This window comes from Mesorhizobium sp. WSM4809 (assembly GCF_055811655.1).
Map to the genome: position 1 here is coordinate 172100 of NZ_JBVVQW010000002.1, position 12398 is coordinate 184497.

General features: G+C 64.1%; 11 protein-coding genes and 1 pseudogene. 8 read left to right on the top strand and 4 right to left on the bottom strand.

What is annotated here, in order from left to right; genetic code table 11:
- Window positions 1-88: 88 nt before the first annotated feature.
- Complete coding sequence (locus AC0L24_RS05370) at window positions 89-1084, top strand: GlxA family transcriptional regulator (RefSeq protein ID WP_292655556.1); 996 nt, start codon at window positions 89-91, stop codon at window positions 1082-1084.
- Window positions 1085-1089: 5 nt separating this feature from the next.
- Here AC0L24_RS05370 and AC0L24_RS05375 read toward each other — a convergent pair.
- A pseudogene (locus tag AC0L24_RS05375) lies at window positions 1090-1646 on the bottom strand (sugar O-acetyltransferase).
- 142 nt (window positions 1647-1788) lie between these two features.
- On the opposite strand from AC0L24_RS05375, the gene AC0L24_RS05380 reads away from it, so the two are divergent.
- From AC0L24_RS05380 to AC0L24_RS05395, 4 genes are all read left to right on the top strand, one after another.
- Window positions 1789-2250 (top strand): DUF4126 domain-containing protein, encoded by a 462-nt coding sequence (locus AC0L24_RS05380; RefSeq protein WP_473563538.1) that lies wholly within the window; start codon window positions 1789-1791, stop codon window positions 2248-2250.
- A complete protein-coding gene (locus AC0L24_RS05385) occupies window positions 2247-3623 on the top strand; it encodes an FAD-containing oxidoreductase (RefSeq protein WP_127809507.1) in 1377 nt (458 codons plus the stop codon). The genes AC0L24_RS05380 and AC0L24_RS05385 overlap by 4 nt, the downstream gene beginning before the upstream one ends.
- A gap of 117 nt (window positions 3624-3740) precedes the next feature.
- Window positions 3741-4913 carry an MFS transporter gene (locus AC0L24_RS05390; RefSeq protein ID WP_127272313.1) on the top strand — a complete coding sequence of 391 codons (1173 nt, stop codon included), beginning with the start codon at window positions 3741-3743 and terminating at the stop codon, window positions 4911-4913.
- Between the two features lie 86 nt (window positions 4914-4999).
- Entirely contained in the window at window positions 5000-6055 is a 1056-nt protein-coding gene (locus AC0L24_RS05395) for a peptidase M14 (RefSeq protein WP_473563539.1), read from the top strand.
- A 1-nt stretch (window position 6056) separates the two neighbouring features.
- Here the strand turns inward: AC0L24_RS05395 and AC0L24_RS05400 are convergent, their stop codons facing one another.
- On the bottom strand, window positions 6057-6827 hold the full coding sequence (locus tag AC0L24_RS05400) for an isocitrate lyase/PEP mutase family protein (protein WP_473563540.1): 771 nt from the start codon (window positions 6825-6827) through the stop codon (window positions 6057-6059).
- A gap of 319 nt (window positions 6828-7146) precedes the next feature.
- Here AC0L24_RS05400 and AC0L24_RS05405 point away from each other — a divergent pair, with 319 nt between their 5' ends.
- Window positions 7147-9336: an anthranilate synthase gene (locus AC0L24_RS05405; RefSeq protein WP_473563541.1), complete on the top strand. Its 2190-nt coding sequence runs from the start codon at window positions 7147-7149 to the stop codon at window positions 9334-9336.
- Between the two features lie 5 nt (window positions 9337-9341).
- Window positions 9342-10289: a cation diffusion facilitator family transporter gene (locus AC0L24_RS05410; protein ID WP_023809882.1), complete on the top strand. Its 948-nt coding sequence runs from the start codon at window positions 9342-9344 to the stop codon at window positions 10287-10289.
- 160 nt (window positions 10290-10449) lie between these two features.
- Here AC0L24_RS05410 and AC0L24_RS05415 read toward each other — a convergent pair whose 3' ends face one another.
- A complete protein-coding gene (locus AC0L24_RS05415; protein ID WP_473563542.1) occupies window positions 10450-10692 on the bottom strand; it encodes an antitoxin in 243 nt (80 codons plus the stop codon).
- Between the two features lie 19 nt (window positions 10693-10711).
- Complete coding sequence (locus AC0L24_RS05420; RefSeq protein WP_473563543.1) at window positions 10712-11815, bottom strand: hypothetical protein; 1104 nt, start codon at window positions 11813-11815, stop codon at window positions 10712-10714.
- A gap of 102 nt (window positions 11816-11917) precedes the next feature.
- On the opposite strand from AC0L24_RS05420, the gene AC0L24_RS05425 reads away from it, so the two are divergent.
- On the top strand, window positions 11918-12355 hold the full coding sequence (locus AC0L24_RS05425) for a DsrE family protein (RefSeq protein ID WP_127270547.1): 438 nt from the start codon (window positions 11918-11920) through the stop codon (window positions 12353-12355).
- The last annotated feature ends 43 nt before the right edge of the window (window positions 12356-12398 follow it).

The window sequence follows — 12398 nt, forward strand, 5'->3', positions numbered from 1 at the left end:
TAGGCGGACTCCGCGACAGTCGAAAGTGGCCCGATTGACATCATTCGAAAGAATTGGGACAATCCGCATTCAACTGCCGGAAGCACCCATGACCGACCCGATCATTGCCGTACTCGCCTTCGACGGCATCAGCCCGTTCCATCTTTCCGTACCGTGCCTGGTCTTCGCAGAGGACAGGACGGCGCTGGGCCTGCCGCGCTTCGACTTCCGCATCTGCGCGGTCAAGCCCGGCCCGATCCACACCGAGGCCGGACTGACAATTGCCGCGCCGCATGGGCTCGAAGGGCTCGACGGCGCCGATATCGTCATCATTCCAAGCTGGCATCATCTCGGCGAACCGGCATCGCCGCCGCTGATGGAGGCGTTGCGCCGGGCGCACCAACGCGGCGCCTTGATCGTCGGCCTGTGCCTTGGAACCTTCGCCATTGCCGCGGCCGGGCTGCTTTCGGGCCGTCGTGCCGCGACGCACTGGGCCTATTCCGAACAGTTGCAGAAACTCCACCCCGACGTCGCCGTCGATGCCTCGGTGCTCTATGTCGACAATGGTGACATCGTGACCTCGGCCGGCGTCGCCGCCGGTCTGGACTGCTGTCTCCACATTGTGCGCGCCCGCTACGGCGCGGAAGCGGCACTGCGGCTCGCCCGCCAGATCGTCCTTTCTCCGCATCGGCAGGGCGGCCAGGCGCAATTCATCGAGCATCCGGTGGAAAGAAGCGCGGACGCCGACCGGTTCACCCAAGCCCTCGACGCGGTTCGCGCGGCGCTCGGAGAGACGCATAGCCTGGATAGCGTCGCCGAGGCCGCCGGCCTGACCCGGCGCACCTTTACCCGCCGCTTCCAAAAATCGATCGGCACCAGTTTCGGCGATTGGCTGACCAGCCAACGGATAGAACTGGCGCAACGGTTGCTGGAGGCGACCAAAAAGTCGATGGACATGGTCGCCTTCGAAGCCGGCTTCGGCAGCGCCACCTCGCTGCGCCAGCATTTCGCCGCAAGGCTGAGGACATCGCCGGCGCAATATCGGCGCGAATTCTCCAGAAGGACCGACCAGGGCGAGCGCATGACGTACGTTCTGTCGTCCTGATCTATTCAGTCCCGCTTGACCCGATGTGCCGGATTGCCGACCACCGTGGTGTTCGCAGCCACGTCGCGCGTCACCACCGCGCCGCGCCGACGATGGCACCTTCACCGATGCTGACGCCGCCAAGGATGACGGCTGAGCCGCCGATCCACGCATTGGCGCCGATCTCGACCGGCTTGGCGATCTCCAGTCCAGCTTGCCGCCCAGCGACCTCCTTGTGATGCTCGGCGCAATAAATCTGCACATTGGGACCGAGCAGCGTTCCCTTGCCGATGCGCACACTCGCCGTGTCGAGGATGGTGCAGCCGGCATTGAGGAAGACGCCGTCGCCGAGAAAGATGTTGAAACCATAGGCGCAGTGAAACGGCGCCTCGATGCGGGCACCCTCGCCGGCGTTGCCGAGTAAAGCTTTCAAGCCCGACCCGAGATTGCCGCGCTGCCGCGGCGGCAGGCAATTGTGCTCGAACACCGCGTCACGCGCTACCACACGCAAGGACTCCAGCTCATCATCGAGGCAGGTGTACCATTCGCCGGCCGCCATCTTCACGCGCTCGCTTTCGGCCATGACGCGGTCTCCAGTTCACGTCCTTCAAAAGCACAAGTGCGGCCAACAGAAAAGCGCCGATGCAAGTACTGGTCAAATATTGGACCTATGGTAGCCTGCGTCTCAAGGCCGTCCTGGCCCGGGTGATCGAGGGGGATCGACCATGCTCTACATTCTCGCACTTCTGATCGGCGTCATTGCCGGTCTTCGCGCCATGACGGCGCCGGCTGCCGTTGCCTGGGGCGCTTATCTCGGCTGGCTGCCGGTTGCCGGCACCTGGGCGAGCTTCATGAGTCACTGGGCGGCTGTCGGCATCTTCACCATCCTGGCCATCGTCGAACTGGTCACCGACCAGTTGCCGTCGACGCCGAGCCGTAAAGTGCCGCAGCAATTCGGCGCCCGCATCGCCATGGGCGCCTTCACCGGCGCGGTGATCGGCGCGACAGGCGGCGCCACCATCGGCGGCTTGATTGCCGGCGCCATCGGCGCTGTCATCGGCACGCTGGGCGGCGCTGAAGCTCGCGGCCGGCTCGCAGCCGCCTTCGGCAAGGATCCGCCCGCCGCCTTCATCGAGGACGCGGTGGCGATCATCGGCGGCCTGCTGATCGTAGCGGCGGTGGCATGACGACGAAAGCTTTCGACGCCATCATCATCGGTGCCGGACAGGCTGGCCCTCCGCTGGCCGGCCGGCTGACGGCCGCCGGCATGAGCGTGGCGCTGATCGAGCGCAAGCTGGTCGGCGGCACTTGCGTCAACACCGGCTGCATGCCGACCAAGACCATGGTCGCCAGTGCCTATGCCGCGCATCTGGCGCGCCGCGCCGCCGACTATGGCGTGACGCTCAGTGGCCCCGTCGGGGTCGACTATGCCAGGATCAAGGCGCGCAAGGACAAGGTGACGATCGACGCCCGCACCAATCTCGAGACCTGGATTGCCGGCATGGACAAATGCACCCTCTATCGCGGCCATGCGCGTTTCGAATCCGCCAACACGGTGCGCGTCGGCGACGATCTGCTGACCGCCGAAAAGATCTTCCTCAACACCGGCGGCCGAGCCTCGGTCCCAGACCTTCCCGGCATCCACGACATCGACTATCTGACCAATTCCTCGATGATGGATCTCGACGTGCTGCCGCGCCATCTCATCGTCGTCGGCGGCAGCTACATCTCGCTCGAATTCGCACAGATGTTCCGCCGCTTCGGTAGCGAAGTCACCGTCATCGAGAAGAGCCCACGCCTGACCGGCCGCGAGGACGAGGATGTCTCCGCCGCCATCCTGTCGATCCTCGAAAACGAGGGCATCACGGTCCATGTCGGCGCCGACGACATCGCTTTCGCCAGACAGGGCCAGGACATTGCCGTGACCTTCTCCGCCGGCAAACCGCCGGCGGTCGGCTCGCACGTGCTGCTGGCTCTGGGGCGGACGCCCAACACCGATGACCTCGGCCTGGAGAGGGCTGGCGTGGAGGTCGACAAGCGCGGCTTCGTCTCTGTAGACGACCAGTTGCGCAGCAGCGTGCCCGGCATCTGGGCGATGGGCGACTGCAACGGCAGGGGCGCCTTCACCCACACCTCCTACAACGACTACGAGATCGTCGCCGCCAACCTGCTGGACAACGATCCGCGCAAGGTCAGTGATCGCATCGAAGCCTATGCGCTCTACATCGACCCACCGCTCGGCCGCTGCGGCATGACCGAGGCCGCGGTGAAGAAATCCGGCCGTCGCGCGCTGGTCGGCCAGCGGCCGATGACCCGCGTCGGCCGCGCTATCGAAAAGGGCGAGACGCAGGGCTTCATGAGGATTCTGGTCGACGCCGACACCAGGCAGATCCTCGGCTGCTCGGTGCTCGGCCCCGGCGGCGACGAGGTTATCCATTGCGTACTCGACCTGATGTACGCCAAGGCGCCCGTCGACACGCTGGCGCGTGCCGTGCACATCCACCCGAATGTCTCGGAGCTGTTGCCAACCATTGCCCAGGAATTGAAGCCGCTGGCCTGACAGCCTGTTGGCGACCCCATTTCAAAGCTCTTCCTTTCTGCATCGCAGCAATGCAGCTTGCGCACGGTGGCGTCCTTCGCGCAGTTTCAATTTGAACCGATTCAGTCTGGACGCCCCATGCCCTTGCCGATCCTTGCGCTTGCCATTGCGTCCTTCTGCATCGGCACCACCGAATTCGTCATCATGGGCCTGCTGCCCGAGGTCGCAGCCGACCTCGGCGTGTCGATCCCTTCGGCGGGCCTGCTGGTCACCGGCTATGCGCTGGGTGTCGTCTTCGGCGCCCCGATCGTCGCAATGGCCACCGCGCATTTGCCGCGCAAGCCGGTGCTGGTCGGGCTGGCCGTCCTGTTCGTCATCGGCAATCTGTTTTGCGCCATCTCGCCCAACTACTGGACGCTGATGGCCGCGCGCGTTTTCACCGCTTTCGGCCATGGCGCCTTCTTCGGCATTGGCTCGGTCGTTGCCGCCAGCCTGGTACCGCGCAACAAACGGGCCAGCGCCATCGCGCTGATGTTCGCCGGGCTGACGCTGTCCAACATCCTGGGTGTTCCCGCCGGAACCGCACTTGGCGAAGCGTTCGGCTGGCGCTCCACCTTCGTTGCCGTGGTCGGTATCGGCCTGATCTCGGTGGCAGCGATCGCCTGGCTGGTGCCGTCCGATGTCGCCCAGCCAAGCGGTGGCGGCCTGCGCGGCGAACTGCGCGTGCTGGGCAAGCTGCAGGTCTGGCTGGCGATGCTGATCGCGGCGCTGACTTCCGCAAGCCTGTTCACCGTCTTCACCTACATCAAACCCTACCTCACCGAGGTGTCGGGCTTGTCGACCTCCGCAGTCACGTGGGTTCTGCTGCTGTTCGGCGCGGGCATGACCATTGGCAACATTATCGGCGGCAGACTGGCCGACTGGAAACTGATGCCGACAGTGATCGGCACGCTGCTGCTGATGGCCCTGCTCTTCGTTGGCTTCAGGCAGTTCGGCGCAATCGCAAGCGTTGCCGTCGGCATCGTCTTCCTGTGGGGTCTGCTGATCTTCGTCGTCGTCCCGCCGCTGCAGATCCGGGTCGTCGAGGCCGCTTCCGAGGGGCCGAACCTCGCCGCCACGCTGAACCAGGGCGCCTTCAATGTCGGCAATGCCAGCGGCGCCTGGATCGGCGGCGTGGCCCTGTCCGCCGGTGTTTCCTATGCCAATTTGCCGCTGGTCGGCGCAGCACTAGCTTTGTTGGCGGTCACCGTCGCCGTGCTGTCGCAGGCGCTGGACCGGCGCGCGCCGGTCATCCCGCTTCCGGCTGAATAGCCTCTTGCGCCCATAGCGCGGCGGGCTGGACCAATCGACATCGGCGCCTTCAAATCGCATGTCTCTCGCTCTTGATGGAAGAAGTCATGCAGAAATCGATCGAGCGCATCGCCGGCGAAAGCGAAGGGGTTTCCTACGAATTCCCGCTGTTCCGCTTCACTGGTTCCGACAAGGCTGCTCCTTCGGCCTATCTGCAGGCGGCACTCCACGCCGGCGAGTTGCCGGGCGTCGTCGCCATCGACGCGCTGATGCCGATGCTTGCCAGGGCGGAGGCCGAAGGCCGCATCAAGGGCAATCTCACCGTCGTGCCCTGGGCCAATCCGATCGGCCGGGCGCAATATCATTTCGGCGAGCATCAGGGCCGCTTCCATCTGGGCACGCGCACCAATTTCAACCGCGGCTTTCCGCTGCTCGCCGCGCCCGACACAGCGCTCTTGCCCGACACCACCCTTGGCAGCGTCGACCAGCGGCTGAAGACGCGGCTGGTGCAGCTCTCGCTCGGCCATGACATCGTGCTCGACCTGCACTGCGATGACGAGGGCCTCGCCTATCTCTACGTCCACACCAGCCTGTGGCCTGCCATGGCCGATTGCGCCGCCGCCATGGGCGTCAATGCGGTCGTGCTGTGGAGCGAGGACACCGACGGCACCTTCGAGGGCGCCTCGATCATGCCCTACCAGAACGTCCCCGCCGAAATGGCCAAGCTCGACCGCCGCGTCGCCACCACCGTCGAATATCGCGGCATCCTCGATGTCGACGGTGCCCTGGCCGCCGCCGACGCCGACGGCCTCTACCGGCTGTTGGTGGCGCGCGGCGTGATCGCCGATAGCACCCTGCCCGCGCCGGGTCCTTTCACCGGCTTCGTGGCGCCATTGGAAAACATCGACATGATGCCGGCGCCACGGGCCGGTGCCGTGCTCTACGACGTGAAGCCGGGCGACCGTGTTGCCAAGGGAGCGCGCCTCGCCACCATCATCCATGCGCCGGGTGAAGCCGACGGCCGCACCGAAATTTTCGCGCCGCAGGACGGCATCATCCTGACCCGCCGCTCTCGCCGCATTATTCGCGCCGGCGAGGATCTTCTGAAGCTGGTCGGCGACAGGAAGAGCACCGACGCCCGATCGGGGACGCTAGAGGATTGATCTAGCCAGAAATGGCCTGCCTAGCCTTGGCCTCCAGCCATTCGGCCATCTGCCGGTAAGGCACCGGGCCGTGGCTGATGCGGGCGACACCCAGTTCGGCCAGCCGCTGACGCGGCGGTACATGCGCCAGCGCGATGATATTGACCGGCAACGCGATTGCCTTGCAGAGCGTCTCGATCAGGTCCTCATCGCCAAGACCCGGCGCAAAGAAGCCGTGTGCGCCGGCTTTTTCGAAGGCCTGCGCGCGCTCGATGGCCTGGTCGAGCAGGACGTCGTCATGCGCATCCGGTTTCGCCTTGAGGAAGATGTCGGTTCGGGCGTTGATGAACGCCGGTATGCCGGAGGCCTTGACGGCCGCTGCCGCAGCTTCGATGCGTTTTACCTGAACAGAAATGTCGTGCAGGCCGGTGCCGCCGACAACCTGGTCTTCGAAATTGAAACCGATAGCGCCGGCCCGTAGCGCCAACGTCACCGTGCGAGCCACAATCTCCGGATCGACGCCGTAGCCGCCCTCGAGGTCCATGGTCACCGGCAGGTCGACGGCAGTGACGATGCGCTTGATGTTGTCGAGCGCCAGCTCCAGCGGGATTTTCTCGCCATCGGCATAGCCGAACGCGGCAGCCACCGGCCAGCTTCCGGTGGCGATCGCCTTGGCGCCCGCTTTCTCGACGATCTTGGCCGAACCCGGATCCCAGACGTTGTAGAGAACGATCGGGTTTCCCTTGACGTGGAGGGAATGGAACGTCCGCGCACGCTCGATCTGCTCGGTCATGGTGTTTTCCCGTCTCCTGCTGTTAGAGGAACAGTCTAAGCGGCACTGTCCGCCCTGGCGATGTGCCATGAGACGCTGAAGCGGCGGCCACCGGACAGGCTTTTCAAATCAGTTGCGCATCCGGTTTTTCGCGGCTATGGATTTTCGCCATGAACATGCGTTCGATCAAGACCATTTGGTGGTGGGCCTGCTGACAGCGGCCTGTTCGAACACGTGCGCGTGAAAAGAGAGGGTGGCCGCAACGGAAAGTCCGGGCGGCCATTTGTTTTTTCCAAGCCATTCCCGGGTCCGTTGCCCCAAGACGCTGATGGAGACGGCAATGACGATAAAGCTTCTGGAAAACGGCGCGGAAAGTTTCGTGACCGCGGGTGGCATCACCATCACGCGCGCGCGCCACGACCGGCCCTATGCGGGCGCGATCGACGCTTACGTTGACGGCCTGAATTCGCGCCGCGGCGCTGTATTTTCCTCGAACTATGAATATCCCGGCCGCTACACGCGCTGGGACACCGCCATCATCGATCCGCCTCTGGTTATCTCGGCGCGCGGCCGTGCCATGCGCATCGAGGCGCTGAACCGCCGTGGCGAGGCGCTGCTGCCGGTCATCGGCAAGGCGCTCGCCAGCCAGGCGGATGTCACCATCGCCGAGACGTCGAAGACACTCATCCGCCTCGATGTCGCCAAGCCCGGCCGTGTCTTCACCGAGGAGGAGCGCAGCCGCGTCCCTTCAGTCTTCACGGTGCTGCGCGCCATCACCGCTCTGTTCAGGACCGAGGAAGACGCCAATCTCGGTCTCTACGGCGCTTTCGGCTACGACCTCGCCTTCCAGTTCGACCCGGTCGACTACAAGCTCGAGCGCAAGCCAAGCCAGCGCGACCTGGTGCTTTTCCTGCCCGACGAGATCCTGGTCGTCGACCATTATTCCGCCAAGGCCTGGACCGACCGCTATGACTATGCCGGCGAGGGTTTTTCGACCGAAGGGCTGCCGCGCGACGAAATCGCCGAGCCGTTCAAGAGCCCTGACCGCATCCCGCCGCGCGGCGACCATGAACCGGGCGAATACGCGGATCTGGTGCGCAAGGCGATGGATTCGTTCAAGCGCGGCGACCTGTTCGAGGTCGTGCCCGGCCAGATGTTCTACGAGCGCTGCGAGACGCAGCCATCCGAGATTTCGCGCAAGCTGAAAGCCATCAATCCGTCGCCCTATTCCTTCTTCATCAATCTGGGCGAAGGCGAATATCTGATCGGCGCCTCGCCGGAAATGTTCGTGCGCGTCAACGGCCGCCGCGTCGAGACCTGCCCGATCTCGGGCACCATCAAGCGCGGCGACGACGCCATTTCCGACTCAGAGCAGATCCTGAAACTGCTCAACTCGAAGAAGGACGAATCCGAGCTGACCATGTGCTCGGACGTCGACCGCAACGACAAGTCGCGGGTCTGCGAGCCGGGTTCGGTGCGTGTCATCGGCCGCCGGCAGATCGAAATGTATTCGCGCCTGATCCACACGGTCGACCACATCGAAGGCCGGCTGCGCGAAGGCATGGATGCCTTCGATGCCTTCCTGTCGCACGCCTGGGCGGTCACCGTCACCGGCGCGCCGAAATTGTGGGCCATGCGCTTCATCGAGCAGAACGAGAAAAGCCCGCGCGCCTGGTATGGCGGCGCGATCGGCATGGTCAATTTTAACGGCGACATGAACACCGGCCTGACGCTCCGCACCATCCGTATCAAGGACGGCATTGCCGAAGTGCGCGCCGGCGCCACATTGCTGTTCGACAGCATTCCCGAGGAAGAAGAAGCCGAAACCGAACTGAAGGCATCCGCCATGCTCTCCGCCATCCGCGACGCCAAGACAGGCAATTCCGCCAGCACCGAGCGCACGACCGCGCGCGTCGGCGACGGCGTCAACATCCTGCTGGTCGACCACGAGGATAGTTTCGTCCACACGCTGGCCAATTATTTCCGCCAGACCGGCGCCAACGTCTCGACCGTTCGCTCGCCGGTGCCTGAGGAAGTCTTCGACCGGCTGAAACCCGATCTCGTCGTGCTGTCGCCCGGCCCCGGCACGCCGAAGGACTTCGATTGCGCCGCAACCATCAAGAAGGCGCGCGCCCGCGAACTGCCGATCTTCGGCGTCTGCCTTGGCCTGCAGGCATTGGCAGAGGCCTATGGCGGCGAACTGCGGCAGCTGCACATACCGATGCACGGCAAGCCGTCGCGCATCCGGGTCTCCAAGCCCGGCATCATCTTCTCGGGCCTGCCCAAGGAAGTGACCGTCGGCCGCTACCACTCGATCTTTGCCGATCCGGTGCGCCTGCCCGACGATTTCATCGTCACAGCCGAGACCGAGGACGGCATAATCATGGCCTTCGAACACCGCAAGGAGCCTATCGCCGCGGTACAGTTCCACCCGGAATCGATCATGACGCTCGGCCACAATGCCGGCATGCGCATCATCGAGAACATCGTCGCCCACTTGCCCCGCAAGGCCAAGGAAAAGGCCGCCTGACGATCATGGCCGAAGCCGAGAATACGATGGCGATCGCGGCCAAGGCGGCCGCGAAGCGCAAAATCGCCAATCTCGCCTTCTGGTCGATTATCGTCGCTTTTGTCGTGCTCGCGCTGAAGGCTGCCGCCTGGTACGTCACCGGCTCGGTGGCGCTCTACTCGGACGCCTTGGAATCGATCGTCAACGTCATTGCCTCGGTTGCAGCCTTCTGGGCGATCCAGGTCAGCCACAAGCCGGCCGACCAGGACCACCCTTTCGGCCATCACAAGGCCGAGTATTTCTCGGCGGTGCTGGAAGGCGTGCTGATCGTGCTCGCCGCCCTTTTGATCCTCAACGAGGTCTGGCGCCACTGGCAGACCCCGGCACCGCTCGAACAGCCCTGGGAAGGTCTTGCCGTCAACGGCGTCGCTACGGTCATCAACGCCTTCTGGGCCTGGACGTTGATCCGCGCCGGCAGGGCGGAGAAATCACCGGCGCTGGTTGCCGACGGCAACCACATCATGACCGACGTGGTCACCTCGATCGGCGTCTTCGGCGGCCTGGTCGGAGCGATCCTGACCGGTTGGCAGATCCTTGACCCCGCACTTGCCGTCCTCGTGGCTTTGAACATCCTGTGGCAGGGCTGGCATGTCATAGGCTCGTCGATGAACGGCCTGATGGACCGCGCCGTCGACACCCAGGAACACATGCGCATCCGTGACGTCATCTCGGCCAATTGCAAGGGCGCGCTCGAGGTGCACGACCTCAAGACGCGCATCGCCGGCCGCGCCACCTTCATCGAGTTTCATCTGGTCGTCGACGCAGACATGTCGGTCGGCGCCAGCCATGTCATCTGCGACCGCATCGAGGACGCGCTGAAAGCCGAAATTCCCTCGGTGCGCGTCACCATCCATGTCGAGCCCGACGACGAGGCCAAGCTGCCGAAGGGCACAACCGCCGTGCCGTTTGCCTGAGGCGATTTCCTGTAGCGACTTGGGAAAATTAACCGAAGCTTCTCGACTTCGTCATCCACGGGCGAAGCAGGAGCGAAGCTCCGTCGCGGAGACCCGAGGATCCATGCCGCGACCTTGTCCGTAGAGTGCAGCGGAACAGAATTCTGCACCGCAGCAGCGCTCAGATGTCACGCATGGATCCTATGGTCTGCGCCGCCAAGTCTCCTTCCAAAGCTGCCTCAACAAAATCGTCGTCAAGTGGCCCGGTCAAACTGTCGAGCCAGACCCAATCCTGCGCAAGCGGTTCGAGAACGACCGCTCGGCCCTCGCGACGGATTGCAATCTCGCCGGTATCGAAACGGTATTTCTTCGGCATGCGTACTGCTTGCGATCCGCCAGACCAAAAGACTTTTGCCTTATCCATTCGCGCCCTCCATTGAAGCTCAAGGCGAGCAGGCCGATTGCGGCATCGGCTGCAGCCGATAGACCTTGTCGTCGGATTTCGTCTTGCCATCGGCGGCCTTCGAACACAGGTCGACGATCGCGAGCGCGCTGTTGGGATTTGCCAGCATCATCGTGCCATTGAGGCCACGCTTGAGGAAAATCTCCTTCTGCGCGATGTCGCAGGAAGAATCGCTCATCTTCGAACTGGCCGCGCAGCGCCACTGGTCGGCTTCGCCCTGGCAGGAATAGGTCTGAGTAACCTCAGCCGATTTCTGCCGTGTGGTGACGGTAACGGCAATGTCGGCGCCGTCTGGCCAGTTGGCGGCGTCGCCACCCGAGGCGAAGGACGCCAGCTCTACCTTGCCGCGGAAAACCCGGATCGACCGGGTGAGTTGATCGGGGTGCGAGGCGAGATGCGCTGCATCGTAGTCGCGCCCATAGCAGAAGGCCTGGTCCGGCTTCAGCCGCTCGCGCAGCGGCGGGCCTAGCGCCGGGTCGACCGGATCGATGCGCGCGAACTCCGCCTTGCAGGTCGCCGCTGGGATCGGGTCGAGGCGAAAATTGTCGTCATCCTTGCCGAGTGCCTGCCTGCTATATTCCGCAGCGCCAAGCTCTTCTTCCGAACCGGCGTCGAGATAGATGTCGGGCTGCAGATCCGAGAGGAACAGCCGGCCCTTGTCGTCGACCTTCAGCGACGCAAGCGTCCGGTCGCATTCCATGCCGCAATGAACCGGGCCTGTCTTGCCGTCCTCGGACGCATGATTGCACCAGCCGCCGGCCCATTCCGGCGACTTGGCGCCGCGCACGGTGGTGGCGATGAAAGCATTGTAGGACGTGTCGGAATTCACGGTCGGTTCCTCGTTCGGCCGGCTGACCGGATCATGGCCGAAGTAGAAGAAGATCCGCGTCACCTTCTGCTTCGGGTGCGCCTTGAGATGCCCCGCATCATAGACGCGGCCGAAACAGGCATCAGCGCCGTTCGGACTGAGTTCGGTGAGCTTCAGCGCATCGTCGGCGGAGGCCGATCCGGCAAGCAAGCCAAGCAGCGCCGCGCCAAACCCGGCGCCGGCGACTGTCTTCCATTCCCCTGCCCTGAACGCCATGTGATCTCTCCTCCGCATCGACAGGACGCAACGTCAATTTATGCTAGTATTGCGGCCGCAGCCACGCAATTCGCGGCGGGCCGCCAAGCGGAGGAGGATTCCATGCGTCGGCGCGATATGTTCCGCGCGGTTCTTGCCGGAACCGGAACGCTTCTCGGTTTGCGGGCAGCACAGGCAGCCGCCACCGAGCCCGCAAGGCAAAAAGTCGCCTACCACTTGAGCGACACCGACAAGGTCAATTTCGTGCTCGGCAACATCAAGAACCACTATGAGGGCACCGGCGGCAATGTCGACATCGTGCTGGTCGTGCATGGTCCCGCGCTCGCGGCCTTCAAGTCGAAAGGCATATCGGCCGCGATTTCCGGGCGCTTCGCCGGCCTGGTGCGGCAGGGGCTGGAACCCCATGCCTGCGCCAACACCATGCAAGGCATGGATATTTCGCTCCCCGACCTGCTCGCCGGGTTTCATGCCGCCGACAAGGGCGGCGTCGTCAAACTCGCCGAACTGCAAGGCCAGGGTTACGCCTATCTGCATCCGTAGAGCGGTTTGTTGGGCGCAAATTCCCCGAGGGAAGGCGCTACTC